Source organism: Bradyrhizobium sp. LeoB3 (genome assembly GCF_055456055.1).
Genome location: NZ_JBVBEF010000111.1, coordinates 1 through 25795 on the forward strand (window position 1 = coordinate 1; position 25795 = coordinate 25795).

Annotated in this window: 28 protein-coding genes; 10 read left to right on the forward strand and 18 right to left on the reverse strand. The window is 58.9% G+C overall.

Annotated elements, in window-relative coordinates; translation table 11 throughout:
• Positions 1-463 precede the first annotated feature (463 nt).
• The 3 genes from ACZXDY_RS38685 to ACZXDY_RS38695 form a co-directional block, all read right to left on the reverse strand.
• On the reverse strand, positions 464-676 hold the full coding sequence (locus ACZXDY_RS38685) for a hypothetical protein (RefSeq protein WP_028168874.1): 213 nt from the start codon (positions 674-676) through the stop codon (positions 464-466).
• Between the two features lie 306 nt (positions 677-982).
• A complete protein-coding gene (locus ACZXDY_RS38690) occupies positions 983-1207 on the reverse strand; it encodes a hypothetical protein (RefSeq protein WP_051397296.1) in 225 nt (74 codons plus the stop codon).
• The gene (locus tag ACZXDY_RS38695) at positions 1170-1754 is read right to left on the reverse strand and encodes an FAD-dependent monooxygenase (protein ID WP_051397295.1); all 585 of its coding nucleotides are present in this window, start codon (positions 1752-1754) and stop codon (positions 1170-1172) included. Before ACZXDY_RS38695 ends, ACZXDY_RS38690 begins: the two co-directional genes overlap by 38 nt.
• Before the next feature lie 95 nt (positions 1755-1849).
• Between ACZXDY_RS38695 and ACZXDY_RS38700 the strand changes: the two genes are divergently transcribed.
• Positions 1850-2110, forward strand: coding sequence for a hypothetical protein (locus tag ACZXDY_RS38700; protein ID WP_051397294.1), 261 nt, complete (start codon positions 1850-1852; stop codon positions 2108-2110).
• A 135-nt stretch (positions 2111-2245) separates the two neighbouring features.
• Here ACZXDY_RS38700 and ACZXDY_RS38705 read toward each other — a convergent pair whose 3' ends face one another.
• The 4 genes from ACZXDY_RS38705 to ACZXDY_RS38720 form a co-directional block, all read right to left on the reverse strand.
• Positions 2246-2455, reverse strand: coding sequence for an antibiotic biosynthesis monooxygenase (locus ACZXDY_RS38705; RefSeq protein ID WP_433994574.1), 210 nt, complete (start codon positions 2453-2455; stop codon positions 2246-2248).
• Between the two features lie 68 nt (positions 2456-2523).
• Positions 2524-3231 carry an SDR family NAD(P)-dependent oxidoreductase gene (locus ACZXDY_RS38710; RefSeq protein ID WP_464349143.1) on the reverse strand — a complete coding sequence of 236 codons (708 nt, stop codon included), beginning with the start codon at positions 3229-3231 and terminating at the stop codon, positions 2524-2526.
• On the reverse strand, positions 3134-3412 hold the full coding sequence (locus tag ACZXDY_RS38715; RefSeq protein ID WP_464349131.1) for an SDR family NAD(P)-dependent oxidoreductase: 279 nt from the start codon (positions 3410-3412) through the stop codon (positions 3134-3136). The genes ACZXDY_RS38710 and ACZXDY_RS38715 overlap by 98 nt, the downstream gene beginning before the upstream one ends.
• A gap of 47 nt (positions 3413-3459) precedes the next feature.
• On the reverse strand, positions 3460-4167 hold the full coding sequence (locus ACZXDY_RS38720; RefSeq protein ID WP_464349144.1) for a glutathione S-transferase family protein: 708 nt from the start codon (positions 4165-4167) through the stop codon (positions 3460-3462).
• A gap of 720 nt (positions 4168-4887) precedes the next feature.
• On the opposite strand from ACZXDY_RS38720, the gene ACZXDY_RS38725 reads away from it, so the two are divergent.
• A complete protein-coding gene (locus tag ACZXDY_RS38725; RefSeq protein WP_464349132.1) occupies positions 4888-5511 on the forward strand; it encodes a TetR/AcrR family transcriptional regulator in 624 nt (207 codons plus the stop codon).
• A gap of 302 nt (positions 5512-5813) precedes the next feature.
• On the opposite strand, the gene ACZXDY_RS38730 is transcribed toward ACZXDY_RS38725, so the two are convergent.
• The 4 genes from ACZXDY_RS38730 to dsbD all read right to left on the reverse strand — a co-directional run bounded on the left by ACZXDY_RS38730 (position 5814) and on the right by dsbD (position 9018).
• The gene (locus ACZXDY_RS38730) at positions 5814-6443 is read right to left on the reverse strand and encodes a L,D-transpeptidase (protein WP_464349133.1); all 630 of its coding nucleotides are present in this window, start codon (positions 6441-6443) and stop codon (positions 5814-5816) included.
• 101 nt (positions 6444-6544) lie between these two features.
• The gene (locus ACZXDY_RS38735; protein WP_283807052.1) at positions 6545-6808 is read right to left on the reverse strand and encodes a thioredoxin domain-containing protein; all 264 of its coding nucleotides are present in this window, start codon (positions 6806-6808) and stop codon (positions 6545-6547) included.
• Positions 6765-7139 (reverse strand): DsbA family protein, encoded by a 375-nt coding sequence (locus ACZXDY_RS38740; RefSeq protein WP_283807051.1) that lies wholly within the window; start codon positions 7137-7139, stop codon positions 6765-6767. Before ACZXDY_RS38740 ends, ACZXDY_RS38735 begins: the two co-directional genes overlap by 44 nt.
• A gap of 55 nt (positions 7140-7194) precedes the next feature.
• A complete protein-coding gene (gene dsbD / locus ACZXDY_RS38745) occupies positions 7195-9018 on the reverse strand; it encodes a protein-disulfide reductase DsbD (RefSeq protein ID WP_464349134.1) in 1824 nt (607 codons plus the stop codon).
• Between the two features lie 104 nt (positions 9019-9122).
• Here dsbD and ACZXDY_RS38750 point away from each other — a divergent pair, with 104 nt between their 5' ends.
• Positions 9123-9788 (forward strand): response regulator, encoded by a 666-nt coding sequence (locus tag ACZXDY_RS38750; protein ID WP_028168871.1) that lies wholly within the window; start codon positions 9123-9125, stop codon positions 9786-9788.
• A complete protein-coding gene (locus ACZXDY_RS38755) occupies positions 9785-11182 on the forward strand; it encodes an ATP-binding protein (protein WP_464349135.1) in 1398 nt (465 codons plus the stop codon). The genes ACZXDY_RS38750 and ACZXDY_RS38755 overlap by 4 nt, the downstream gene beginning before the upstream one ends.
• Before the next feature lie 294 nt (positions 11183-11476).
• On the opposite strand, the gene ACZXDY_RS38760 is transcribed toward ACZXDY_RS38755, so the two are convergent.
• The 4 genes from ACZXDY_RS38760 to ACZXDY_RS38775 form a co-directional block, all read right to left on the reverse strand.
• A complete protein-coding gene (locus tag ACZXDY_RS38760) occupies positions 11477-13051 on the reverse strand; it encodes a porin (RefSeq protein ID WP_051397291.1) in 1575 nt (524 codons plus the stop codon).
• A gap of 1156 nt (positions 13052-14207) precedes the next feature.
• Complete coding sequence (locus ACZXDY_RS38765; protein WP_464349136.1) at positions 14208-14789, reverse strand: DoxX family protein; 582 nt, start codon at positions 14787-14789, stop codon at positions 14208-14210.
• Positions 14790-15605: 816 nt separating this feature from the next.
• Entirely contained in the window at positions 15606-16094 is a 489-nt protein-coding gene (locus ACZXDY_RS38770) for an HPP family protein (protein WP_464349137.1), read from the reverse strand.
• Positions 16095-16350: 256 nt separating this feature from the next.
• Complete coding sequence (locus ACZXDY_RS38775) at positions 16351-17235, reverse strand: haloalkane dehalogenase (RefSeq protein WP_464349138.1); 885 nt, start codon at positions 17233-17235, stop codon at positions 16351-16353.
• A 675-nt stretch (positions 17236-17910) separates the two neighbouring features.
• Between ACZXDY_RS38775 and ACZXDY_RS38780 the strand changes: the two genes are divergently transcribed.
• The 5 genes from ACZXDY_RS38780 to ACZXDY_RS38800 all read left to right on the forward strand — a co-directional run bounded on the left by ACZXDY_RS38780 (position 17911) and on the right by ACZXDY_RS38800 (position 20854).
• Positions 17911-18654 (forward strand): GntR family transcriptional regulator, encoded by a 744-nt coding sequence (locus tag ACZXDY_RS38780; protein WP_028169180.1) that lies wholly within the window; start codon positions 17911-17913, stop codon positions 18652-18654.
• Positions 18655-18726: 72 nt separating this feature from the next.
• A complete protein-coding gene (locus ACZXDY_RS38785) occupies positions 18727-19038 on the forward strand; it encodes a hypothetical protein (protein WP_464349139.1) in 312 nt (103 codons plus the stop codon).
• A 136-nt stretch (positions 19039-19174) separates the two neighbouring features.
• Positions 19175-19873: a sigma-70 family RNA polymerase sigma factor gene (locus tag ACZXDY_RS38790; protein WP_464349140.1), complete on the forward strand. Its 699-nt coding sequence runs from the start codon at positions 19175-19177 to the stop codon at positions 19871-19873.
• Between the two features lie 78 nt (positions 19874-19951).
• A complete protein-coding gene (locus ACZXDY_RS38795; RefSeq protein WP_464349141.1) occupies positions 19952-20143 on the forward strand; it encodes a hypothetical protein in 192 nt (63 codons plus the stop codon).
• Between the two features lie 57 nt (positions 20144-20200).
• Complete coding sequence (locus ACZXDY_RS38800; protein WP_080664194.1) at positions 20201-20854, forward strand: TMEM175 family protein; 654 nt, start codon at positions 20201-20203, stop codon at positions 20852-20854.
• Between the two features lie 514 nt (positions 20855-21368).
• Here the strand turns inward: ACZXDY_RS38800 and ACZXDY_RS38805 are convergent.
• Genes ACZXDY_RS38805 through ACZXDY_RS38815 form a run of 3 tightly spaced genes read right to left on the reverse strand, consistent with a single transcriptional unit; the run spans position 21369 to position 24598 of the window.
• The gene (locus tag ACZXDY_RS38805; RefSeq protein WP_035693022.1) at positions 21369-21824 is read right to left on the reverse strand and encodes a VOC family protein; all 456 of its coding nucleotides are present in this window, start codon (positions 21822-21824) and stop codon (positions 21369-21371) included.
• 47 nt (positions 21825-21871) lie between these two features.
• Positions 21872-23635, reverse strand: coding sequence for an MOSC and FAD-binding oxidoreductase domain-containing protein (locus tag ACZXDY_RS38810; protein WP_028169183.1), 1764 nt, complete (start codon positions 23633-23635; stop codon positions 21872-21874).
• Between the two features lie 45 nt (positions 23636-23680).
• Positions 23681-24598, reverse strand: coding sequence for a DUF427 domain-containing protein (locus ACZXDY_RS38815; protein ID WP_035693013.1), 918 nt, complete (start codon positions 24596-24598; stop codon positions 23681-23683).
• Between the two features lie 820 nt (positions 24599-25418).
• Here ACZXDY_RS38815 and ACZXDY_RS38820 point away from each other — a divergent pair.
• Positions 25419-25795, forward strand: a 377-nt coding sequence (locus ACZXDY_RS38820) for a helix-turn-helix domain-containing protein (RefSeq protein WP_464349142.1), incomplete at its 3' end; no start/stop codon positions are given.

Sequence of the window (25795 nt, forward strand, 5' to 3'; positions counted from 1 at the left end):
CCGCGACATCGACCAGCTACTGCCCTGGGCCTACCGCGCTCAAGCCCTCAAAGCCGTGGCCTGAGAACGACGCTTACTTTGTACCGAGGGTCTCGCAAATACGAGCATTTCACGTTTGGGTCGTCCGACCGGGCCTTGCCGCGGTTGTCGGCGGCATCACTGCTTCCTTTTGAACACTCTATAAGCGCAGGATCACGTCCGTCGTCGCGTGCCGGATCGATCCAGAAACAGATGTTGGCGCCGGCAGCCCAGGGCATCGGATGTCCTCGCAATGTGGATCAGGAAGCCAAGTATCGCTTCTTCAGAAGCCCGGGCGGAGCCATCAGTGTACATTAGGAGCGCTGACTATCGGTGCGCCGCACAACACTTCGTCGCACTTCGCGATCCTTGTACACGCGCGGGCCTTCTGCGCTCCATGCACGGGAAGCATCATCATCTACCGTTCCGAGCCGAGGGATTGCAGTCAGTGATCGCCTTCATGGTCAACGAATGCTGCGATGGTGATCCTGAACTCTGCAATCTTGTCGCAGCCGATGCTGCGGCCCGCTGTTCGCTGGCGCCAACAAAGCGGCGTGCAAGGAAAATGATGGAAAAGAAGGCCGAATTGGCCGCAGTCGATTTGCACGGACTTGATCGTGGGGTTCTTCGGCAGGCATACCGCCCAGAGGGTGGCCAAGGAGTACGGCTTTGGTGCTGTCGTTTGGAGCAGCACGGGTCTCAAGCCGCGCCTTGACGCACGAAATCGCGCCCGCCACGAATCCGGTTATCGCGCCGCATAGTGTTTAAAGCTCGAGAGTTTTGGCTTCGTTCGACCCCGGTTGTGTCCGTCTCCGTTCCTGAGGTATCCGGGCTTATTCCGTGCTTGGGCCGCATCTGGTGAGAAGACCTCCTCCCGCCGTGGGTTGCGCAACCTTGCGGCGGAGGAAGCGTACTTGCTCGCGTCGATCACCATTTCATGCGCTTCAATGCTGGTTGCTCCTCGCTATCGCCATCCCACGTCCGCCGCGTCATGCGCATAGAACCAGCCAATATTCGCAATCGAGCGGTCGCCCGACAAGACCATCGCCTCGTCGCGGGCGCGTTGCGCGTCGCCGTCGGGTAGATGGAAGCGGGTGCGGTTGGCGGCACTGGCCTGCTGCAGCTTCGTCGTGCGCGGCTTGCGCAACGCTTCATAGCGCGCCAGTGCGCCCGCGCTGTCGTCGGGCATGGCCTTGAGTAGCGCCGCGAGCGCGGCGCCGTCCTCGATCGATTGCGCGGCGCCCTGCGCCCATCATCGGCAGCATGGGATGGCAGGCATCGCCTAGAAGCCTGACACGACCGGCGCTCCAACACGGCAGCTCGGCGCGGCCGTGCAGCGCCCAGATAAAGGTCTCGGGAAAGGCGCCGATCAGGCAGCGCACCGTCGGATGCCAGCCATCATAGCGCGAAAGGACGTCGGCCACCTCGCCTTTGTCAATCCAGGACTCCTGGGCCCAGTCACCATGCTCGACGACGCAGACCACGTTCATCATCCGCCCGGCCGAGACCCAGTAGTGCACGACATGGCCGTCCGGTCCCAACCAGCTGTGCGAAGCGATCCCGATGCTGAGATGTCTGATGCGCTCGGCCGGCACCAGCCCGCGCCACGCAACGCAGCCGGTGAAGCGCGGTTTCTCAGGACCGAAGACGAGACTGCGCACACGCGAATGAATGCCGTCGGCACCGACCAGGAGGTCTGCTTCCACCGTCGCGCCGTTCTCGAACCGCGCAATCACGCGCTTCGCCCTTCTGCTCTAGCCCTATGAGCTTGTGGCCGGTATGCAAACGCTGCTGTGGCAGTGCATCGGCCAGAAGGCTGACAATCGGCGCGATGGAAGTGGTGGTACGGGGCACCGAAGGCGGCCTCGACCTCAGGCCCGAGCGGTGCGTGCTGCAAGGTGCGTCCATCGTCCCAGCGCCGTTGATGTCTCGCGCCCGGCCGCATACCGACAGCATCTATCGCCGCCTTAAGGCCCAGCCGCAGCAGGAGCCGAGAGGCGTTGGGGCTGATCTGAATGCCTGCGCCGATTTCGGCGATGTGCGGCGCCTGCTCATAGACATGCACGTCAAGTCCAGCCTTCAGAAGCTGTAACGCCGCCGAGAGTCTATCCCTCCGCCAACGACTTTCATGGGAATTCTTTTGCCTCGGAAGCGTATAATCACAACCCGTTGAGTTTAATGGCTAGGCCCATACCTTCGTATCGGCCGGCCGATGCGGTCGCGGGAGTCAGGCGGGAAGCTTGTCCGCGAGCACCGCGGGTTGGCGAATCTCTGGAGCTACGGCAAGTAGATCGGCCGCATTAGCCATCAGTGCCGTCGCGACCGCGCCCTTGAGATGCGCCGTCCGTCCGGCTTCATCATTAAACGCGTCGAAGATCGCGAATGTCTCTTGGTCGATGCGCACGGCAAACCGTGCAATCGTGCCGGTCTCAGCCATGACGAGGTCGCGCGCATTCGTAAGAAAGGTCGCAACGTCCTCCTCCCGACCTCGTTTTCGCCTTCAACTCAACGTAGAGTGCAAAGCGTGTCATAAGCGGTCTCCTTCGCTATGATCATCTTGTAGTTGCGCAGAGGAACGTTGTGCGCCGTCAGAGCGCACGAATGGTCGCGAACCGCCTCCGCCAGTGCTGGCTTTAGATCAAGGAACCGCGTATCGAGCGCGGCTGGGTCCTCGCGGTTCAAGGTGGTCATCTTCGCCCAAAACTCGCCGCCTCGAATTACTTCGAGGGCGTTCTGTTTTATTCCCTCGATAACGGCCGCGGCAACGGCACTCGCCGGCTCTCGTGCAAAGCCGAGCTCGGGGCCTGCACGCGACGAACGATTCATCGGCGTCTCGGTCGCCCCCGGATAGACCGTCATGACATGCACGCCCTCGCCCTTCAATTCCCGGCGAAGCGATTCACTGAATTTAGCCAAGCCGGCTTTGGCCCCGGCATAGGTGGCATAGAACGGTGCCGCGACAAGCGCGACGTCCGATGTAATGTTCACGATTAGGCCGTCGGCGTTCGCCCTCAACGCGGGCAGGGCCGCCCGCGTCAGCAAGATCGGCGCGACCAAGTCGACCTCGATCATCGATCTGATCTCTTCCTCGGTGCTGTCCTCCAGCCGACCGGCCCTAACTCCGCCAGCATTGTTGACAAGTACATCCAGACCGCCGAGCTTCTCGAGCGCGCAGGTAAGCGTCATCTCCCCGACCTTTCTCCGTGCTGACATCCGCGGCAACGTACTCGAGACGGCCACCCTGACGTAGCTGCTCAGCGGCAGTGCGCAGAACATCCAGCCGTCGACCGGTAATCGCGACCTCCGCTCCGTTGGCCAACATTGCCTCGGCGGTCGCAAATCCGATACCGCTGGAGCCGCCAGTGATCAGCACTCGTTTTTTCTGAAGTTTCATTGGCTGTCTCGCTTTGTTTCGCTTTCGGACGATTTGAGGCGGCGGGCCTAACGAGCGACTTTCGCATAGTTGGAAGGAAAGAGTGCGCGGTCCGCTTCTTCATCCATTTCCTTCTTGAAGGCATGGGTTTTCCCCACCGCGCGAGCTCTCGCCACGGCCGGGCGCGCATCGATCGCCCGAAACCAGCGTTCGAGATTAGGAAACGCCGCCAGGGGTACCCCATCGCCCGGCAGCACGCGTGGGGCACGATCCAACCATCCCCATGCGGAAATATCGACGATTGAATAATCGTTCCCAACGATAAAATCGCGTTCCTTCAGATGCTCATCGAGCACCTCGTAATGACGCTCGACTTCTCTTCGGTAGCGATTGACGGCGTAGGCGAGCTTTTCTGGAGCCGCGTACTGGAAGTGTACGGCTTGTCCCGAGAATGGGCCGACGCCGGTTGCGATGAAGAAGAGCCATGACAACAATTCCGGTCTATCAGCCGGTGAACCGATCAGACGTCCTGTCTTCTCGCCAAGGTAAAGCAGTATCGCGCTGGAATCGAAAACCCGCGTCTCCTTACCGCCAGGTCCTTCCGTATCGACGATGGCAGGCACCTTGCCGTTGGGATTAACCGCGCGAAACTCCGGCGTGTGCTGTTCACCCCTGCTGGTATCAATCGCAACCAATTGGTAGGCCAAGCCGACTTCCTCAAGCATCAGCGCGATTTTTGTCGGATTGGGCGTTGGGTGGAAATAGAAACGGATCATCGATCTTCTTCCTTTATACTGCTTCGATTGGCGAAAACTGCAGCGAACACGACCATCATCGCGATGACGCAGATGGCTGTCGTCGAATGCCATAACGGCCGTTCACTGAGGACCGGGATTGCCAACACGGTCACTGTCACCAGCACAAACGCAGTGGTTGTCGGGGCTGCGCGCGGTCCAGGCGAGACGACGGTGCGATTGAAGACCTCACATATCATGATGCCCCAGTAATTCCCGACCGGATGCTTGAGACAGGGTCGAAACGCCAACTCCGAGATAAAGCGGCAGACGGAAGACGGCGGACCGGAGGCAAGTCAGCGCCACAGTCTGACGTCGTGTAAGGTCCCATTGGGCGCAGCCGCACTGTGTAGAGCGCCCACATTATCGCGCGGCGAGCGACAGACGGTGTGCCCCTCCAAGAATCGGACGAGACCAGGCTTGGACGTGTCGTCGAGTTTTCAATGGCAGTTGAACTCATCGGACTAGTAGCATCAGCGATCTATATCCGTGATCGACTATCGTTTTGGATCACTCGATCTAAAACAAATCAAGCGCGCGTTTTGCAAGACCGCATTGTGATTTTGGATACTCGCCGGTAATGGTGGCGGTAAGCCGATTGACTCGCAAACGGGCGCCGACTTCGATTGTCAGGCAGCCGCGCTGAATGCTATTGGATTGATTTCAGCCAGCGAAGCGCAGGATGGAACGAGGTAGGACATAATGGCGAGGCCGCGCGAGTTTGACGAAGCCGCCGTGCTGGACGCTGCCATTGAAAGATTCTGGCAGCGCGGTTATGAGGCGACCTCGGTGCGCGATTTGGCTAACGAAATGAACATCGCGGGCGCCAGCCCCTACAATGCCTTCGGCGACAAGCGGACTTTGTATGAGCGCTCGCTCAATCGGTATCTCGACCAGATGTTCCGTGAACGCATTCACCGCATCGAATCCACTTTCCCTCCGCGGGAGGCGATCAGCGCCTTTCATGCGGAGATCATCAAGCGCTCCCTCACTGATCAGCAGCGCCGCGGCTGTCTGCTGGTAAACTCGGCCATCGAGAGCGCGCCGCACGACGCCCAATTCTTGGGTATCGTGGCAACATTTCTCGAGGAAGTGGAGGCTTTCTTCCTTCGATGCGTTTCCCAAGGTCAGAGAGAGGGGACCATCGCGAGAGCCCATTCGGCCGAGGACCTTTCCAAGTCTCTTCTTGGGGTTCTCCTCGGTATTCGTGTGCTCGCGCGCGTTCGCCCCGAACGCAAGCTGCTGGAGGGCCTCGCGCGACCAGTGCTCGGGTTACTTGACGATACCATCCAATCACGAAGCCGACGACGCGCCAGAACTAACTGATGGTAAACATTCGAGTGGCGGCGAGGTGCTTTCGACGTTGGGTTCCGAATCATTTCAATCCTTTCGTCTCGGCCGCGCAACCGTCGCGCTCCCGCTCCACTCGCGAGCTATATCGCCCTTTGCGGGCTTGAAAGAAGGAGCGCGCTCTCACGCGAGCCACATTCGCGCGCGTCAGAAGCCAAAGGTCTTGTGTCGTGCCAGGGCATGCTTCGGTGCACCAACCTATTAGCCGTCCGAATACGAGCGATCGGGATGAAGATGCTCGCCGATGACTGCCGCGCCGCAGGCGATTGCATGGCCACCTACCAAAGCTTCGTGGCGTCGGCGGTGGACGTCTTCGCTGAGAGGACAACGACTTTTGTCCCAAGCGGGACGCGTGAATAGAGGTCGATCACGTCCTGGTTCATCATGCGGATACATCCGGAAGAGACCGCTTTGCCGACGCTGTCCGGTTCGGGCGTTCCATGAATGCGGTAACGCGTATCCTGTCCAGCCCTGAAGAGGTAGAGCGCGCGAGCCCCAAGCGGATTTCCGAGGCCACCTTCCATCCCTCTTGCCCATTTTGCGTAGCGGTTCGGTTCACGGGCGATCATGGCGCTCGTCGGTGTCCAGCGCGGCCATTCTTTTTTGTCCTGCACGAGGCCCGTCCCGGCAAAAGCCAAGCCCTCACGGCCCACGCCGATGCCGTAGCGGATGGCTTGGCCGCCCTTCTGAATGAAATAAAGAAAGCGACTATGTGGATCGACGACAATGGTACCGGGTGGATACGGCGATCGGTAGGTGACAATCTGCTTGAGGAATTGTGGACCAACTGAGACGTGTCGAGTGCATCCACCGGAAACTTTTCCGCGCCAAGCGCGGCGTAATCTGCCTTGGTATCGGAGGCTGTGGGAGTTGGAGTTATTGCCGGCGACCCGACCGTGACCGAGCATCCTGCAAGAGCAGTGGCTGAGATGCAGGCGAACAGGACGAGCCTCAGCCGCTCGCCAATACAACGACCCAGCATGATTTCCTACCCTGAGGATCCGCGCGATTACTTAGCTTTCTGACGCAGACGCGCGTCGGCCACCACGCGGATGAAGCCCTGCTCGTTCAGGGCCTGGTAGGCGCCGACAAGGAACCCCGGTGTTCCCTGCAAGCCAATCGCTTCCGCAATATTCAGATTTCGTTTGATCAACTTCGCGATGTCGTCGGCATGCGCGATCATATCCGAGTCCAATCGCGCTGCATCGACGCCTGCATTGCGGGTCGCTTCAATCATCTTCTCCTGGCCTACTCCGTAGCCCGGGATGTCCATCAGGGCGTGATGCACCGGGAGGTATTTGCGCTGATATTTCGCCCAACGCAAGACGCGCACCGATGATCGAGGTCGGGTGCAGGATCGGCCAGTCCTTGTAAACCAGGCGGATACGGCCGTCATCCTTGACGACCTTCTCGAGATTTTTTGCCGCCGCCTTGCAATAGGGACAATTGTAATCGAAGAAGTCGACGATCGTCAGATCGCCGTTCGGATTGCCACCTGTCGGGGTCTCTGGATCGTTCAGGATGATATCCCGCGTGATCTCGTCATCAGCGAAGGCGTCGCTCGACGCGACAAGAACGGTGGCCGAAAGAGCTGCCAGTCGCAAAAACTGAGCTCGGGAAAGCGGATTAATCAAAGTAGTCTCCTATCGAATGATATGATCAGGCACGCAGGGCCTTCGCAAGTTTGCTCAGGAAGCCCGCCACCCCAATGTCGCCCACGACGCGCGCTTCCTGAATTTCGCTGCCATTAGGATTAAGAAAGACAATCGTCGGAGGCCCCACGACCGCGAAGCGCTTCATCAGGTTCTTGCTGTCCTGATCGAAATGCGTGAGGTCGGCTCGGACGAGCAGCATTCCGCGCAGCTCCTGCCGTACGGCATCTTGCGAGAAGACGTTTCGCTCCATGAGCTTGCATTCCGTGCACCATTCGGCAGAGAAATCGATCATGACCGCCCTTCCCTGCCTCCGGCCGAGATCGATCGCATCTTCGAGAGCGGCCTCATTGGTCACGGTCCGAAATCCGTCTGCCTGGACAGTCGCGTTGGCTGCTGACGTCACGAGACCCATCGCAGCCAGCGGACGGAGTGGCTCATAGCTCGATCTGCCTGCGCCAACCGCCAGCGTAACGCCATAGACAATTGCCAAAGCGCCGGTCGTAGCCGCGGCGAAGTGAGGCAACCGACGCTGACGGGACATGAGGACGACCGCAATGAAGTAGCCTCCGACCGCAAGAAACAGGCCTCCCCATGCCCTCGCTACGAGCTGCATCGGGATGACTCGCGAACTCATCCAGATGGCGAGCGCAATGAAGATGAAGCCGAAGATGTGCTTGACCCGCGTGAGCCACGGCCCCGAACGTGGAAGTACCCTGGTGCCCAGCACGCCAAAGGCGACAAGCGGGAGTCCCATCCCCAACCCCAGAGCAAATAGTGCCAGTGAGCCGCGTATCACGAGCCCAGTCTGAGCCACGTAGATCAACGCGGCGGCAAGCGGCGGGGTTACGCATGGTCCTACGATCAGAGCGGAGCCGAAGCCAAGTGCAGCGGCGCCGCCGATGGAGCCTTTGTTCCCTGCGTTTTCCGCAAGTCGCAACGTCCACGACTGCGGCAACTGGATCTCGTAAAGACCGAACATAGAGAGCGCGAGCGCCGCAAATACCAGGCTCATGGCGGTTGTTGCCGCCGGCGTCTGCAAAACAATCTGTAAATTCTCGCCCGACCATGCCGCGAAGACCCCGAGAGCGCCGTATGCGGCAGCCATCGCGAGGACATAACTGGCGGACAGAACGAAACTACGTCCCAGGGAGAGCGCGCCGCCCGAGCGCGCAAGCATTCCCGACATGATTGGAATCATGGGAAACACGCAGGGCGTCAAGGACAGCAAAATACCGAAGCCGAGGAAGGCGAACAACATCGACGAGAGACTGTTGCCAGACAGGGCCGCTGACTCCGACTCGATTTCGCTGCACGTTTCCTGGGTGACCTTTTTGGGAACCGGGACGTTGGCGTCGGACATCTCGGAAGGAGGCACGATCTTGGTGTCTCCTTCAGCTGCATCACCAACCAACAACGTCGAAAGATCGACTGTCTTCGAGATAGGCGGGTAGCAGATGGTGTTTTCCGCACACCCTTGATAAGTGACGATCAGGCTGCCCTTGACGGACGCAAGCTCCGGCGCCACGGTCGCTGCCGCTGATAGATGATAGACCTCGGTTGGTCCGAAATTCGGGTCCTCCTTGAGCTCGCCGGCTTCGGTCTCGATGCGAACAGGCCGGCTGTCGATCGTCGCGGTGATGCGGTCCCGGTAGAGGTAGTGACCCGGCGCAATGGTCCATCCTAGCCTCACCCCGCCCTTACCCGCCCACTCCGCGTGGAACTGAAAAGCTTGATCGGCCGGTTTGATTCCGGCTGCCTCGGCCAGAGCCGCCGCTGCCGTTAGCGCCATGAGCAAAGTAACAAATCCGAGTATGCGCCCGTATGACATGGAGTCCCCCTTCCGCTACGGCGTGGGTTCCAGTTCGGGCCGCCACCTTAAGCCAGCCTTAAGGTCCGCCGCCGACGCGAAATTCAGAATGAGGAGCGGCTTCAATGCGAATTTTGGTCGTCGAGGATGATTCAGTTCTCGCGGACGGTCTAAAAGTAGGCCTCGGATTATACGGTGCGACGCTCGACGTGGTCGCCACTTGCACGGACGGACAGGCCGCGCTCGCAACAGACGAGTTCGACGCAGTCGTGCTGGACCTCATGCTTCCTGATGGATCCGGCCTGGATCTATTGACATCGTTGCGTGCCAAGGGCCACCGGATCCCGGTTCTCCTCTTGACCGCTCTTGATGAAGTGTCGGATCGAATTAAGGGACTGGATGCGGGTGCCGATGACTACGTTGGCAAACCCTTCGATCTGGACGAACTCGCAGCCCGAGTCCGCGCGATCAGTCGCCGGCAGCAAGGCCGCGCATCGCCTTACGTGTCTCACAATGGAGTGACGCTTGATGTGGCACGATTGACGGCGTCCGTTGATGGAACCGTCATCAGCCTATCGCGTCGGGAATTTGCGATCCTGTCGGCGCTTATGGATCGCCCGGGCATCGTTCTTTCCAAGAGCGATCTGGAAGCGCGCCTTTATGGCTGGCAGGAAGAAATCGAAAGCAACACGGTCGAAGTCCACGTGCATAAGCTCCGTAGTAAGATTGGACGATCCAAAATCGAGACATTAAGGGGCATTGGCTATCGCATGAGGCCGGCTTCATCATGAATTCTCTTAAACGCAAGCTGTTCTTCATCCTTGTCGTGACAACAGGCCTCATTTGGATAGCCGCGACGTGCTGGATTTATGTTGGCACTACGCACGAGGTTGAGAACGTTCTCGATTCAAGGCTACAAGAGGCGGCGCGCATGGTGTTGTCGTTGGCGTCGAGCAACGGCATCGGCTCCTTCCAAAAGGATTCGGACTCAAGTCACGCGGCCGAGTTCTTGACCTATGATCGCCAGCTTTCCTGCCAGATTTGGTCACTTGACGGTCGCCTTGTGGCAAGGTCCAGCGGTACCCCGAATGAGAGTCTTAGCGACAATCGCACGGGCTTCTCGGAACGCACGATCCGGGGCGAGAAGTGGAGAGTCTTCACTGCTGAGGATCCCACGAAAAATCTTCGAGTCCTCGTAGGCGACAGACTGGGATTGAGGGAGACGTTTGTGGCCGACATTATGAAGGGTCTTCTGGCTCCAATGTTCCTGGCAATCCCCGTTCTCGCATTCCTTATCTGGGCAAGCCTCAATCAGGGCCTTCGACCGCTGCATGCGCTCGCCGCGGATCTCCGGCGCCGCAACGCCGACGACTTGACTCCAGTTGAGACAAAAGGAATTCCGAAAGAGATCCTCCCCATGGTTTTTTCACTTAACAATCTGTTCGAAAGAGTTAGGGAGGCTCTTCGTCACGAGAGACACATCACCGCGTTCGCTGCACATGAGCTGCGCACTCCCTTGGCGGGTTTGCGGACCCAAGCGCAGATCGCAATGACGGCGCGAGACGCGAACATACGGGACGCAGCGCTCAGTCAGATACTGTTCGCCGTAGATCGCATCACTCGACTCGTTCGTCAGCTACTGACGATCGCCAGGCTCGACTCGGGGGCCGCCGCGCTCCTAACGGAGCTCAACGTGGGAGAGGTTGTGGAAGAGGTGGTCGACACCCTTCCACCACCGGATAGGAACACCGACGTTATTGTTGATCCGATCCTGCATAGCACTGTTGTCACCGCGAACCGAGACTCTCTTCTCCTCGCCATCCGAAATTTACACGAGAACGCCGTTCGCCATATGCCGCGGCGAGGAACCATCCGCTGGTCCTCGGAGGCCACCAAAGATGGCACCACCGTATTTGTCGAGGACACCGGCCCCGGCATTCCGAAAGAGGAGCTCGCGCTGGTTACCAAACGCTTCTTCCGCGGCCGCAACAAAAGCTCGCTCGGCAGCGGGCTCGGACTTTCTATTGTGGACATGGCTGTACGGACGAGCGGAGCGCGGCTCCGATTGCTCAACAGAGAAGATACCTCGGGGCTGCGCGCCGAGATGATTTGGGATACTCGGTCGGCCCAGCGCTCTTCAAAGGCAGGCCCTGATAAGCTAAGCGTAGTGGCCGAATTCTTCTAGATCCCGTAATCGTCAGGTTTTGCCGCAAAAAACGCGACGATGGAGCGGAGTTGAAAGTGCAGGGGATGCGGCATCTGATCCGACTAGCTCCGACCCGCCCTGCCAATGTCCTCGACGCTAGACCCATCATTTAGCTTCGATCCTTCCCCTCGACGGCCGCATAGTTCCGGTCTCGCCGGCGTTTAAGATCTCGCACCGGTTTCGCTGATCCTCCACCGTCCCCAACGCACCTTCCTATTCGAAGTCGAGACGGCACCCATTGAGTTGAAGCTGTATGGCTTTGAGCACAGGGCTTCAAAAACGATACCGGAGCCCGACTGTCGGATCGATCGTAGATCTCTGAAGAAAGCCGCTGGCTAGGCCATTCGACACTTGCGACCACATTATGCCAGCGTACACATCCATATGTTGCGAATATCTGTAATCCATCAAGAACGAGAGCGCATCGAGCTGGCCACTGCATTGCGCAAGACTGGCATTCGAACAGCGCCCGGCATTGAAGCTGGTTCCTGCTGCTCCGTGATAGCTGTTCTGCTCCTCGTGATAATAGGCGAATTTCAAGTCGAGGTCAGGTCTGGCTTCGTATGTTGCACCGGTCCAAAATATTTGGAGCACCCTGTCCGTAGTAAAGCTATTGTTGGACACGGTCCCGAGCACATATCCGCCCGTGATGAAATCGCCCGGGCTCAACGGTGTTTTTGGATTCGCGAACTGGATGTGCTCATACCCGCCAAAGAATTTGAAAGGACCGATGGCGTACTTTGCAACCAGCATGTAGCTGGTATTGTCCGAGATCGTTCCGGCGACCAGTCCATTCCCGATATTCGTCGGTAGTACATTAGGAAGTGGAAATGGCAGCGGGCTCGCAGAGCTTGCGCCATTGATCTGACTGAGAATCGCATCCACGGACAGACCGAGGTAACTCCCGCCCACCTGCGCCTGCACTGCATTGCGGGGTCCTGCTTTGGGGCCTGAGCCAATCTGTGCTTGAATTGCGCCACGCACGGGACCCAAATTCACGCCATACTTGAGTGAATTGTCCAGGATCCGATTTTCTGTATCGCCACCGCCGCCGGTGGCGCCCTGAAAGCCAATGACGGAGAAAGCACTGGCGCTCGCCATCGGATCGTAGGCAACTACAGCCTCAGACGTCAAAGCGGCTTGCCGCCCGTATGTCAGTGTGCCGTAGGTCGGAGAGCTCAAACCTGCGTAAGCCGCGACATTGAAAGCCTGACCGGCTTTGGCGGAATCGGCAAATGAGTTCTGCCTGTCGATCGGCAGACCATTGTTCTGCACGATGGACCCCCCTCCGTCGGAAAGCAGGCCCGACTGCGGATTGAATGCAGTTTCAAGTTTGAATATGGCGGCGACGTCGTCCGCGATGTCCTGCTTACCTTTAAGGCCGATGAACGACCCGGCAAATCCATTAGCGCCTATGCCGAAATACGATCTGTTACTGTTTCTCGCAATCAAATAGTTCACGCCGGTCCCTGCAGTGGGGCTCAACGGGGCACCGTGACTCAGATAGGTCAGACCCACGTCGACCTGGCCATATAGCGTAAGACCATGCCAGGTCAGGCTGTCATCCATGGGCACCTTAGGATCTTTGGTAACAGCCAACGCATTCGCCGGCAGCTCCAGCTTCTTCGCAGGCTCGGACTTCCGAGCTCGAGCGCCGAGCTTTCTCGGGTGCTTCTTGAGTCCTTCCCATCCATTGTCGACTACTCCTTGCGAAGGTGGGAGCTCTTCCAATGAAGCCTTAGGAAGCTCACCCGCGCAGGCCGCAGTCGTCAAGCCAAGAACGGCGGCTGTAGATATTGTAACTTTCATGGCGATGCCCTCCCAATGTGAGCCGGCAAAACGATCCATGATGAATCGAGAAAGCCAGGCCAGTTGTTTTGAGGGGCAAAATCGCTTCGTAGCTTAAGCCAGTCTGAAGCTTATGCCGGCTCCAGGGAGGCCTTCACCTTGAGATTGCAGGTCCGCGGCAACGCTAAGTATTTTGTGAGTTAGGCCGGAGAACTTGTTCATTGTGAGCGAAGACACCAAAGAGCCACCTACATCGATGCTCTCTTCAGCTCGGCTTAAGCTGCGCGATCACACTTTCCGACGTCAACTCGCTTCAGCGAACGAGTGACAGATGCTCCACACACATAGCTACACGGTTGCCACTATCTCGATTAGGCGAAGGCTTACGCGCGTTCGGGCAATCGCACTGCCCTTAGTCATCACTGCCTCTGCCAATATCAGCGGTATCGGTTCCATTCTCCCCCAACCGGCCTATGGTTCAGAATATGCTTGGTGCGCCAGGCGAGAAGGTGCCGCGCAGCGCGATTTTGTTACGCGCGAGCAATGCCTGCGAATGACCTCGTGGGAACCGCTTATGAATGCATCGCCAACCCGCGTCTGGTCGCTGAAGCGCCGTCGGGCGCTCGCGAGATGATCCCAAGACCGTAATTCCCGGGGGTACTATCGGGCCGGAGCTCATTATAGCCGAACGAACGATCCGGCTGGGGGTCCTCACATTGAGCCAATCGAACAATTCGCTGCCGTGAAGAGCTTCCGAGGAATTGGAGAACCCGCAATCGCCACAGAAGGTTCTATAACCGGCTGCAGGAGACAAGGCTCAAGCGCAATTCCGCGAACAGCTTGGAACGTGGCCCTCTAGGAACTGCGGGCTCGAGCCGCAGCGGCGATCTTTCCGTCACAGCGTGATCGTCAAATGCAGCCATTGACTAAACGCTGCAGCATTTCTGAACAATCTTTGCGGCCCTTGCGCGCACAAAATCCCACGTCACGACTCACGTCGGCCCCGTCAGCGCATGGTGCGCGCTACGCGGCGAATATCTCCTAGGCAACAAAGCACATCGGCGGGGCGCACGGGTCGATCGCTTTCTCCTTCAGTACGCGGCACAACTCACGGCCGGTTATCGGCCCCGGCTATTGAGACGTGATATTTAGTAAGGGGCTATAGAGCGAGTGAGCCGCTCGCAAATGCGGAACTGAATTTGCGAGCGAGCCACCCCTAAGCATCGAGATCGGTCTGCCGCCGAACTCCGCGGGCCGCGCCAGAGCCGGCAACCAACCGTCTCAGCAACCAGTTGTCCACTGCGAAGGGACCAGAACCACCAAGCACAAGCGCAACCAGACCGGCCAAATAAAGGAGATCCGTTTCATACCCAGGTTGGCCAAAGTGCGCCCCGTTCGGAGTTATGGCTTGGAGCTTTATCGACGAGAACCCGTACGGCAGATGGACAGTGAAGATAGCGACCAGCAACACGATAGCCATTGGAATGCTGACGATCGGAACAAGAGCCCCCAGGAGGACAAAAAATCCTCCCACGATTTCCGTTACGATCGTTATCCAGGCAAACACGTGCGGCATGGGAAGTCCCATCGCATGCAGAATTCCCGCGAAATTATCGGCACCGCGCAACAGCTTTGCAAAGCCGTGCTCGGCAAATCCGTACCCGACGATGAGGCGCAACGGAAGCGGTGCCCAGCGGCTCACCGACGAAGAGAGCAACAGCTGAATGACCGCGAGGCTCCGATCGATGGCGCTGGCAGCGCTTTTCGTGTTGTCATAGGACGTTCTTGACTTAGTCATTGCTTCACTTCTCTTTTGGTGGAAATGCGACCTCTCGTCAGCGATGAAAACAGTTCGCCCTCTCGAGCGATGTAATTGGCCGGCACTTTTTGGAGCATTGCCGTTGGGGGGTAACTGCTGTCCGGAACGCGGGCATGCTGCAGTTGCTATTGCGCGATGCAAAGGCCGCGTGAATGGGCATCACATCGTGCAGCGAGCAACGGCGGAGGCAAGAGTGCACCATACGTAATGCGCTTTCGTTTCAACGGTTTGCTGGAATGAAGAGAAGCACACCACCTTAAGCGAACCTTAAGGACGGCTGGCCATATCAGGGAGAATGGTCCTGGCGCGGCTCTGGCCTGCTCTAACCATGCGGGCCAATCACCTGGAGCAACAGCATGTCGCGCAGATCAAAATCGAGGTCAACCAAGGAGGCCAACAGTTCAGAGTCCGTAGCGCGCTGAGATGCGTCGATCCTTAAAACGTCCGGATGACTCGCGGCAAACAGATGGGCCATTAGCCGATGCCTGGATGCCTGCTGTAAAGGCTCGTTTAAATTGTATGCGCGGCTGCGAAGCTACCACACAAGAGCCTAATGGACACACTCGTGTCGAATCTACACCGAAAGATCAGGGCCTCGGCGGCTCTGGCGCCGCTACTCGGCAACAGCCCGTAGCTAACAGAAGCCGGACGATCCAATGTGGCACGGTTCTTCGATCAGACCTTCGAGTGACACCACCCAATGACATGTCTCAAGAACCAAAAGCGGCGGCTTAGCTTGCGAGATCGTTAGGCGACATTTGGCATCACCTTTCGCCGCAATAAGGCATGTGAAGGTCACCACCACCGGGCGGGCCAGCCATGGCCTCCGTTAGCGTATCGCGTGAGGATATTGTTCCAAGCAAAAGCAAACGTCGCGAGCAGCATGGCGCCTATGCCAACGGGCACGACCAGAAAGCTCCAGGACATGTTGTCGACCACAACGACCAGCGGATCGATGCCGGCGGGCGGATGAAACGTGCCGGTCAGATGCATTGCCACGATTGCCAGACCAACTGCGACGGCGGCGGCCCACAGCGCGGGGCCGCATAATTTCACAACCAGTAGTCCCGCCAGCGTGGAGACAAGATGACCGCCGATAAGCGCGCGGGGTTGCGCCGGTTCTGCTTTTGGTGAGCCTAGCACGGTCACGATCGATGTCGCGAATGGAATCGCGAAGAGCGGAAATGTGCTCTCAATGGAGAACGCCTCCATATTTCCGATTGCTATTGCGCTCCCCCCCCCCGCTCCGGCGAGGATGCCAAGTAATTGAGATCGGTCGGGCATCTAAACCTGTTTTCTAGATCACCCCTGGCTTCAGCGTCGGCTGAGCATGTTCGTGTTGGAGTTCAATCATGGCCAGATAAGTTGGCCGACGCGCGGCCGTTATGCTGGGCGCCCTGCTCCCTTGAGGTACGCCAAATCGAGCAGTCGCAACTCGGGCTTCTAGAGCGTCAGCCAGTTACGTCGCGTTCTTTTTGACGTGCACAACCGGAGGCATCTGTAATCGTTCAGAGTCCGATGATCTTCAGATAATTGCACTCTATAACTTCGCCATCCAGTCGGCGATGGCCCTCCCGATCTCGTCCGGCGAATCCTCCTGGACGAAATGGCGCCCTGCGACCGTCACCTCGGTCTGCGCCGGGAAGCTGCGGGCCAAGTCGAGAACCGCGCCATGGGCGAGGATCCCGCCAGGCTCGGCCTTCAAGAATAACTTGGGTACATTGCTCGTGCCCAGCCAGTCCGCGTAAGCGGCTGCGATCGCAGCCACGTCGGCGGGCTGGCCCTCGATGGGGATCTGCCGGGGCCATGTCAGCGTCGGCCGTCGTCCCTCGCCGGGTTCGGCGAACGGCCGTCGGTACTCCGCCATCTCCTCGGCGGAGAGGGTGCGCAGGATGGCCGCCGGCAGGATCTTCTCGATGAAAAAGTTGTCTCGCAGGACCATCGTCTCGCCGGCCTCGGAACGCAACCCCTCCAGGGCGGCTCGCATTCCAAACTTGTCCCAGTGGTCCCAGTTCTGCGGCCCCACGATCGCCTCCATGTACGCGATAGCCTTCACAGCTTCGCGGTGGCGGTTGGCCCAGTCGAAGCCGAGCGCTGACCCCCAGTCATGGATGACGAGAGTGACCCGCTCGTGCACATCCAGACTCTCGAGCAGGGCGTCCAAGTAACGGCGGTGCTCAACGAAGCGATACGAGCCGGGTCCACTGTCAGGCAATTTGTCGGAATCGCCCATGCCGATCAGGTCGGGGGCGATGCAGCGGCCTAGTGGCTCCAAATGCGGTAGCACGTTGCGCCAAAGATACGACGACGTGGGATTGCCGTGCAGCAGCACGACCGGGTCGCCCTTTCCCGCCTCCACATACGCCATCTCACTGCCGAGGACCGTTCGTCGCTTCTTTTTGTACGGGAATGCCGCCGAGATCATGCTTGCTTCTCCTGTATTGGCCAACCAAGAAAGGCTTGCCGAGTTGCCGGCGTGTTACGTGTCGCGTCTCCATCTCCCGCCGCCCTGCGTCATCTCTGACCGATACTTCGTCAGCCGTCCGAGATCAGTTACAGGCATGGAGCTCACGTTGCCGTGAAAGCAAGGAAAGGCAACTGGCGGTGACGTCGACAAGACGCTTGCGCGACGGCCGACCGCCTTGCGCGTAACGGCCTCGCCAACCGCAGGTGCGGGCCAATGGCCTACGGTCGGCCTACCACGCGCTAGGTTGCGGCTGCAGCTAATGGCTGAGCGGTGGAAGCCCCCTGGCGACTGTGCAGCGGCGAGCATCTTGGATATCCAGACGAGTGTGGAGCGCTCCCAGGCTTTCCGGCCTGAGCATGCGTTCTGGCGAAGCGCAATTGATGGGATAGCCGTCGTCCGTGTCGATGAAATCGACCCCCGCATCTGTAGCCTTTGAGAGGATCTCATGGGCTGCGGGTTCTTGGGTCTGCTTGCCGAAAGTCGCTGTTCCGACAGACAGGCGCGAGACCGTTATACTTGTGCTGTCAAATTGAGAGTATTTCACCAGCAGCGTGCACCTAAATCTGTCGGCCGAAAACCCGAGGCTACAGGCAAACAGTTGACAACAGGACGTCCGGACGTCATGATGTCCTGGTGAGCTTGAGCATTGACGCTATACCTCTTTATGCGCAAGTCGCGTCGGCGCTGGCGTCCGACATTGCTGCCGGCGTCTTGAGGCCTGGAGCGCAGCTTCCTTCGGAGGAGGGTCTGATCGATCGATTCGGCGTCAGCCGAGCGACTGTGCGGAAAGCTGTGGAGCACCTTATGGCTCGTGGGTTGGTCGAAATCCGACGTGGCAGGGGCACGTTTGTCAGCGAGCCGAAAGTTAGACAAGAGCTCACAGAACTCAGCGGTTTCGTGGAGGATATGGTCGCGCTTGGCCGCAACCCGACAGCTCGTCTCATTGACAAGCGACCCATTGTTGCTGGCAACATAGTCGCTCAGCATCTCGGCGTAGCGCCGGGCACTAAGGTTTATCGGATCAAGCGCGTCCGGATAGCCGACGGCGTGGCAATGTCGTTCGATGAAACGTATTTGCCGCTGGAGATCGGAAAGAAGATTGTCAAGAATGACTTAGAGGCTGAGCCGATCTTTGCGTTGCTTGAGGGTAAGTACGGTGTCCCTTTGATCAACGCCGAATACCAGCTGGAAGCTGTAACGGCTGAGGAGGAGGTTGCCAGCGCGCTAGGCGTAGCAATCGGGAGTGCCATCTTTCTGGTTGAGCGCACCTCATATACCGAAGGGCTTAGACCGATCGATTACGAGAAGCTCTACTACCGTGGGGACTTGATAAAGTTCGTCACTCGGCTATCTCGGCGTCCTCGTGCGCGGACTTAGCCGAGGTACCGAGCGCGGAAATAGCAATCGCCTGATAAGTTTTGTCGCTGCCGTTACCACGAGCGCCGCGCGATGATGTTTGAGGTAAAAACATCAGAATTGGAGCTGATCGCCAAAGCGTTTCAGACGATCTCGAAAGAGACCAGCTACGAAGGACTGGCTAAGGCTCTTCTTAACGCCGCACTCGGCTATTCGGGCGCAGGCCGAGGCGCTATATTGCTGAGCGAAAGCGGCGAACCGCTCACCAAGGCCGATGCGAGCTTTCCTCGTGAGAAGGCAAGTTTTTTTCCTCGCAACCTACGATCAGCGAATTCCGGTTGCCGGCAGACCTCAGCAAGATGGCGCTTACCCTCACACGAAAGCTGCGCGAGCAAAGCATCCTGACAGCAGTCATCCTCATTACGGCCCTCTCTGAGACGCACTTGGACACAGAAGCCATCTCAGTCGGCACGAAGTGCCTTTTCAGAAAGCCGTTCGACGCCAATGCCCTTCTTGAGTGGGTCGAGAGGAGCCAGTGCGAATGAACGCCTTGCCTAATCGGATCATTGGTTCCTCGGGAGCCTCCTTGCCGCAGCGCCGTAGCAAAGCTGCACAAAGCTCCTTGTCACCTGGTTTCCTAATTGGCGCGCCCAAAAAGGCAAAAGCAGCTTCGCAGGCCGAAAACTTTGATGCACGGTTCAGGCGATGGGGGCGGCTGATGGCCGCTGGGCAAGATGGTGATAGCCACGCCTACGAGCAGCTAATTAGAGAATTGGACGTCTGGCTGCGTCGTTACTACGCACGGCGACTTCCGCACCCCGCATCTGAAGATGCGAGACAAGATGCTCTTCTCGCGATCCATTCCAAACGACATACATACGCACCGCCGAGATCGTTCGGTGCGTGGGCCATGGCGATTGCACGTTACAAGTGGATCGATCGTGTTCGCGACGCGTCTCGATTCTCCGCACTACCGCTCGACGACAAGATACCGATCGAGGATCACGGTGAAAGCGCGATCAGCGCCGTCGCGGTGGACGACCTGCTTGGCCGGCTGAAACCTGCGGAGGCCAGCGTAATCCGTCTTGTGAAGTTGAAGGGGCTTAGCATCGAACGCGCATCTGGTGTAACCGGGCAATCCGCGGCGCTCGTTAAGATCAACATCCATCGAGGGTTAAAGAAGCTGACCGCGTTGGTCAACTGCAACGCCGTTGTGGCAGGCCCGAGAGAGATCGCATGAAGTCCATGATGAGAAGCGCGATGACCGATTTGCTGGTAGGATTGGTCTCGAAGAGGCCCCTCGATATATGGACTTCCGATGGGCACCATGCTGTGTGGCGCTCCAATTTTCGACGATGGTCTCGCCACCGTGGAATGCAAGGCTAAGGAAATGGTGCCGCGCTGTGATGACGCTATCATCATCGATCGCGTTCGTTCGGCGCTTACTTTCCAGGCTCCTTCTCGTTTTTTTTCGCCGGAAGGCGACTGTTACCCGCTTATGGACCAATGACTCCCTGGAGCTTGCTCGGTTCAAAACCGAGAATGAAACTACATAGAGGAGAAAGAGATGATTGCGCGAGAGTCGAAGCCGGACCGGCTGAACGCGTTGTCAGACGCAGTATTCGCGGTCATCATTACGATCCTTGTACTTGAATTGAAAGCTCCTCACGCCTGGACTCTGAAGGCTCTTATTTCGTTGTGGCCTAGTGCGGTGAGTTACGCCGTGAGCTATTTCTTCATCGCAATCGTTTGGATTAATCATCACCATCTGTTGCAGTACGCAAACATTGCGACAGGCCGCCTGATTTGGGTAAACTTTGCCCATTTATTCTCGGTCTCGCTTATGCCGTTCTCAACTGCCTGGATCGCGCAAACGGAGCTCGCTGCAATTCCCGTTTCATTCTATGCAGGCGTCCTCGTATTCGTGAACGCGACCTACGTGCTCTTGTGCATGGAAGCCATCGACCGGCCTCAAAGTGAGGAAGTGCCAGCCCACGCGCGAAAGATCATGCGCGTGCGCTCATTCATAACTACAGGACTTTTTGCTTCGGCTGCTCTTGTAGCACTTGAGTACCCGATCGGCGGCATGGTCCTGATTTGTGTCTGTCTGCTTATCTACGTCCGCCCGGAGGTGCGCACCGCCACGTCAAGGCACGATCGATCGGATATGGGCCGAGGCGAGCGATCGCCAGCAGATATTGCGGGACCACCAATCGCCTAACAGGATCCCTGTCCTCGATGGAGGCCGCAGACCCCGGGGCCGGCCGGTAGCGACAATGGGTTGGACTGGGGCTAGGCACTGATTTTGGCTTCTCGAGGAACCGTTAGAATGGTCAAGCCGCTTGCGTAGAGAGCTCCGCAAGAGATCGATGCGCCGGCTCTCGAGAGCAGAGCGGACGGTGATCGCGCTAGGTCGGACGAAACTTTGCACGAATATGTTCACCGGGCGCGTGGCCAGAATGGGCCGTAGACTTTGAGAAGTTAGGTCAGAAGAACGGACGATTTCGAGACTGCCAGAGCCCGATCCGAACGCGGGCGCGGTCCGATTGCGGTTGGCGAATGGTTGGCGGCGCTCGGAGAGTGAGCCATCCAAAAGTGTCGGAACGATAGGCGCCAGAGCAGCCGCGCTGCAATTCCGCTGTGATCTCCGGAGAGCAACGAGAGGACGGCAAGATTTCACGGCCGAAACCTAGAGCTTCCGAAACGATGCTTGAGACACCGAACCTCCATACATTTCAGAAATCACGGTAACCGCGTTCCTGCAACACCCAGCTGTTGCCGTCCGGATCCGAGAAGTCGGCGAAGCTGGCGTAGTCCTTGCGCGCGGGGTCGAGCCCGGGTGCGAAACTTCCGTCCCAGGCATCAACGGGCGTCTTGTGGCGGATCGCGCCAACTGCGACCCCGCGTTCGAGCAGACGGCTCCGCGCAGCCTCAAGGTCGGTCACGACGAGATAGACGTTGCGAAGTGATCCGGCGGGCGCGTCGGTAAGTCCCCTGCCGATCTGTATCGAGCAGCTGGAGCCTGGCGGAGTGAGCTGCACGACGCGGAACGCGTAGTTCGGCGAATAATCGACGTCGAGCGCGAAGCCCACTTGGTCGACATAGAACCGCAGCGCTCGATCGACATCGCTCACCGGCAACGTGATCACCTCGACCGAGAACTTCGGGACCGCTCCGCTGATCGCGTTCATCGTACCTCTCTCCTCGTCTTCGACCCGATATGCGCTGCCCTCGGCGTTCATAAGTCGATGACGACGTCACCAACCGGTTGTGAGCAGCAAACCAGAACGTTGCCATCGGCAGGCTTATCGAGTGGCTCCGGTCCATAGGCGACCGCGCCCGAAACCAAACCGCTTTCACAGTTGTGACAAACACCGGTCCGGCACGACCAACGAACCGGGACATCGCATGCCTCGGCCAGCTCCAAAATGCTCTGATAGGCTGACGCCTTCCAGTGGGCGGCAACGCCACTTCGCGCGAACGATACCAGCGGACCGGTGTTGGCGTCGTCCGCCGGCAGATGAGGCGCTCGCATCGCTGCGCCGACGACGCCGGGAGTCATCGACTCGCTGCCGTTGAAAATCTCGACATGAACCCGCTCCGGCGGCATGCCAAACGCCGCGAGCGCCGCTTTCATGTCCGCCATGAAACGGGTCGGCCCACAGAGGTAGACATCCGCCTCTCGCGGGATGCCGACCTCCTCGAAGACCGATTGCGACAGATGACCGGCTGCGTCGAAGTCCTCGCCCATCCTATCGCGCGAGCCCGGCCTGCTGTAGCACACATAGCTGCGGCTGCGGGCGAGCCCGAGCATGAGGCGGCGGACTTCGGCGGCAAACGGATGATGCTGTCGGTCGCGAGCCGTATGCAGCCACAAGACTTGACGTGGCGAGCGGGCCTCCGCCAACGCGTGCAGCATCGCCAGAACGGGCGTCGCTCCGATTCCCGCGCTAAGCAACACCACGGGCTGCTCCCCGGACTCCAGAATGAAGCTTCCACGCGGTGAGCTGACCTCGAGAACGTCGCCCACCTGGAGATGCTCGCGCAGGTAGGTTCCAGCCGCACCATTCGGCTCGATCTTCACGCTGATGCGATAGCGCTCCGTCGAAGGGGAACCGGAGAGGGAGTAGCTGCGAAAGAGTGGCGGGCCGCCGCCGTTCGGTCGAAGACGCAAGACGACGTACTGACCTGGCAAAGCCGGCGGCAGCGGCCGAACGTCCGGATCCTGCATCAACAGGGAGAGCACGTCCGCGGACTCCTGATCAATCGCCACGACGGCGAGTGACCGAAATCCAGGTGCGACGGGATGTGCGGCTGCTGCCGGCGCAAGCCCCGCGTTGCCACTCCCCGTGGCAGCCGTTTGGCTCTGCAGTAATGCCTCAAACGACCAGCGCCATCCGGGCGAAAGCGCCTCGATGCGCAAGGCGCGCTCCAATCGGTCGCGCGGGTGATTGGGCGAATAGAGAAGCGCGTTGATCTCCGCGACCGTCATTCGCTCGTTCGCCTCGCCCACCTTCACGATTTCGTCGCCGGCGCCCACCTCGCCCTCCTGCAGGACGCGGAAGTAGAAGCCCGGCCGTCCGCTGGATGTCAGCAAAGCCGGCATCCGTGGCTCGTTCGTGCGAATGCCCACGCGATAACAGGTCACGCGAGGCTGAGTGACCTCGAACAGCGCCGCGCCGATCTGATAGCGATCGCCGATGCACACGGCGTCGTCGGGCAACCCATCGATCGTGAAATTTTCGCCGAACTGTCCGTGGACGAAGTCGGTCCGCTTCAGCTGATCCCGCCAGTAGCGATACGATTCGATCTGGTAGACGAAGACGGCTCGCTGCTCACCTCCGTGGCCGCTCAGGTCCCCCTGACCGTCTCCGTCCAGATTCAACCGGCCTACGCGGCAGTGGCCGGTTACCGGATTTTTCCAGATCGCGGTGTGCACAGTGCGACCGTTCCACTTGACATCGCGCGGAAGCCCGACGTTCACCGACAGTAATCGCGCCATGTCCCGCTTCGCTTTGATAGAGATTGATAGGGACCGGAAGTTTTCCTAGCTACTCGCAGCCGATGCGGGGCCGCTGTCGGGTGACCGATCATCGCCGTTTGCAGGGCGGACTACCTCGGTGACGTCGAGGTTGCGGTCGGGGCCATGCGGAACCACGGTCTGGCCCGGCTCAAGGTGGAGCTGGGTGCCGTTAAGATGGACCGTGACGATGTCCGGTTCGAACGACACCAGGTTGGAGATGCGGCGCACCTCGGGATAGGCATCGGGATAGAACCAGGCTGCCTGGCGTGCGTCACCGATGCTGTAGTAGCTGCACAGTCCCTTGTATGGGCAGAAAGTCTGGAGTTTCACGGGAGTGAGGGCGGACTCATCGATGTCGGCGCGTGGAACGTACCAGCGCGGCGCGAAACCGGACTCGTAGAGGACCACCGGCCGCTTGGTGTCGGCGATGATCCGGTCGCCATAGCGAACGACGAGGTTCCGGGAGGCTTGGCGAATGTCGATGCGGTGGTAGGGGTCAGCGGCATGGCCCACGATTCGCTCGTCTTCTTCGTAGAACGCGTCCATGGCCCGCCAGGCGAACGCGACGCGTGCCTGCAGTTCGCTCGCGTGAGCTGGCAGACTGGTGTGCTGCCACGCCCCTCGCGGCACGGCGTTTTGCTCGTCCGCCCGGACGCTGTACCAGGACGTGAGTCCGAGATCAGCGTGTTGGGTGGTGTGCTCGGTGCGCTCCAGGACGTTTCGAGAAACATCGTTCTCAGGGAAGTAGGCTACCGGATAGCGGCCGGGCTCGAAGAGCAGCAGGACATTCTCGCTATCGGCGATCCATCTTCCGGCGAAACGCACGCGCATGCGCCGACGCAAACGCTCCACGTACAACAATCGCTTGGGCAGCGGTTCGGGCACGAGGAACCGGCCAAATGCTCCCGTTGAGAGCGGACCTTGTTGCCAGGACAGTCCCACTGCTCTCTCCCTATAGGTTTGATGATCGAGGCCGGCGATCTCCGAGTTCCTCGCCGGCCGGCGCCCTCGGTGTGCGCGTCACCTCGCTGATGCAATCCGACGAGATTATATTCGTGGGTGATGCAGGTTTGGTTACAGCTTCGGAGCCTACTACATGAGGAAGTTAGGGGACTTGCCGCCACTGGAGATCTCGACCTGCATCCGCTCGGGCGCAGTTCAGGCTTCCGGGTACCTTCTGACGGAATTCGAACGGTTTGGAGTCCTATCGAAAGCTGACGACATATCAGCAACGATCTCGGCGCACCTGCGCAGGTCGGCCTCATCGTAAGTGAACGAGAGGATCATAAGCTCGTCGGCTACCGTCGCGGATAGCAAGCTTTCTATCTTGCGGTATACGGTTTCGCGTGATCCGCCGATGGCAAACGGAAGGACTTGGTCAAGACGCGCTCGTTCTTCGGCGTTAAGCGAGGCTGCTAAATCGCGAGCGGGCGGGACCAGCGGCATGTTTTTATCACGCATCGAGCCGACTACAATTTGCTATTGATGTATGGAGATAATGCGCCATGTCGTCGCTTTCCGCCGCAATACCCAGCGCACTGATCACGATAGGGACGGCTACGAACAGCGGACGGTATACAATTCGAACGATAGGCTTTGACCGCTCTGTCGAGCACCTTGTGCCCAATGTGGGTAGCGAATACGAAAGGCATTCCCAAGTAACCCAGCCTGTTTGGCGGAAAAAGTCGGACGATCCTAGTCATCTGGAACGCAAGTTCGTCACATTATATGATGGCTCGATTCTCTGTAGAGGAGAGCGCTTGTGGCGAATACAGGTGTTAGAGGCCGGCCAATCGAGCCGTTGGTGCTGAGTCCGCAAGAGCGAGCATATTTAGAGAGGCAGGTTCGTCGTTATCGTGTGGCCCGGTCGCTATCTGAGCGGTGCCGCGCGATCCTACGGTGCGCAGATGGCTTGCCAAGCAAATCTGTGGCTGCCGAACTTGGCATCCATGAACACACCGTTGGCAAGTGGCGCCGCCGATTCTTGAAGGATCGCTGTGATGGCCTGCTTGACGAAGCCCGCCCTGGCCGCCCTCGAACCATCAACGACGATCAGGTTGCTGAGGTAATCGAGCGGACATTGCGGACAACGCCGCCCGACGCGACGCACTGGTCGATCCGCTCGATGGCTGCGGAAAC

Bases quoted from the DNA above. Each gene is read 5' to 3' on its own strand.
- ACZXDY_RS38720 (WP_464349144.1), bottom strand. From the start codon at position 4,167: ATGATCCGTTTCTATTTCCACCCAACGCCCAATCCGACAAAAATCGCG.
- ACZXDY_RS38795 (WP_464349141.1), top strand. From the start codon at position 19,952: ATGGGCACCATGCTGTGTGGCGCTCCAATTTTCGACGATGGTCTCGCC.
- ACZXDY_RS38775 (WP_464349138.1), bottom strand. From the start codon at position 17,235: ATGATCTCGGCGGCATTCCCGTACAAAAAGAAGCGACGAACGGTCCTC.
- ACZXDY_RS38700 (WP_051397294.1), top strand. From the start codon at position 1,850: ATGGAAGTGGTGGTACGGGGCACCGAAGGCGGCCTCGACCTCAGGCCC.
- dsbD (WP_464349134.1), bottom strand. From the start codon at position 9,018: ATGTCATACGGGCGCATACTCGGATTTGTTACTTTGCTCATGGCGCTA.
- ACZXDY_RS38790 (WP_464349140.1), top strand. From the start codon at position 19,175: ATGAACGCCTTGCCTAATCGGATCATTGGTTCCTCGGGAGCCTCCTTG.
- ACZXDY_RS38755 (WP_464349135.1), top strand. From the start codon at position 9,785: ATGAATTCTCTTAAACGCAAGCTGTTCTTCATCCTTGTCGTGACAACA.
- ACZXDY_RS38690 (WP_051397296.1), bottom strand. From the start codon at position 1,207: ATGCCCGACGACAGCGCGGGCGCACTGGCGCGCTATGAAGCGTTGCGC.
- ACZXDY_RS38715 (WP_464349131.1), bottom strand. From the start codon at position 3,412: ATGAAACTTCAGAAAAAACGAGTGCTGATCACTGGCGGCTCCAGCGGT.
- ACZXDY_RS38760 (WP_051397291.1), bottom strand. From the start codon at position 13,051: ATGGATCGTTTTGCCGGCTCACATTGGGAGGGCATCGCCATGAAAGTT.
- ACZXDY_RS38770 (WP_464349137.1), bottom strand. From the start codon at position 16,094: ATGCCCGACCGATCTCAATTACTTGGCATCCTCGCCGGAGCGGGGGGG.
- ACZXDY_RS38810 (WP_028169183.1), bottom strand. From the start codon at position 23,635: ATGGCGCGATTACTGTCGGTGAACGTCGGGCTTCCGCGCGATGTCAAG.
- ACZXDY_RS38725 (WP_464349132.1), top strand. From the start codon at position 4,888: ATGGCGAGGCCGCGCGAGTTTGACGAAGCCGCCGTGCTGGACGCTGCC.
- ACZXDY_RS38800 (WP_080664194.1), top strand. From the start codon at position 20,201: ATGATTGCGCGAGAGTCGAAGCCGGACCGGCTGAACGCGTTGTCAGAC.
- ACZXDY_RS38805 (WP_035693022.1), bottom strand. From the start codon at position 21,824: ATGAACGCGATCAGCGGAGCGGTCCCGAAGTTCTCGGTCGAGGTGATC.
- ACZXDY_RS38765 (WP_464349136.1), bottom strand. From the start codon at position 14,789: ATGACTAAGTCAAGAACGTCCTATGACAACACGAAAAGCGCTGCCAGC.
- ACZXDY_RS38785 (WP_464349139.1), top strand. From the start codon at position 18,727: ATGATGTTTGAGGTAAAAACATCAGAATTGGAGCTGATCGCCAAAGCG.
- ACZXDY_RS38705 (WP_433994574.1), bottom strand. From the start codon at position 2,455: ATGGCTGAGACCGGCACGATTGCACGGTTTGCCGTGCGCATCGACCAA.
- ACZXDY_RS38730 (WP_464349133.1), bottom strand. From the start codon at position 6,443: ATGCTCGGTCACGGTCGGGTCGCCGGCAATAACTCCAACTCCCACAGC.
- ACZXDY_RS38710 (WP_464349143.1), bottom strand. From the start codon at position 3,231: ATGTCAGCACGGAGAAAGGTCGGGGAGATGACGCTTACCTGCGCGCTC.
- ACZXDY_RS38750 (WP_028168871.1), top strand. From the start codon at position 9,123: ATGCGAATTTTGGTCGTCGAGGATGATTCAGTTCTCGCGGACGGTCTA.
- ACZXDY_RS38735 (WP_283807052.1), bottom strand. From the start codon at position 6,808: ATGGACATCCCGGGCTACGGAGTAGGCCAGGAGAAGATGATTGAAGCG.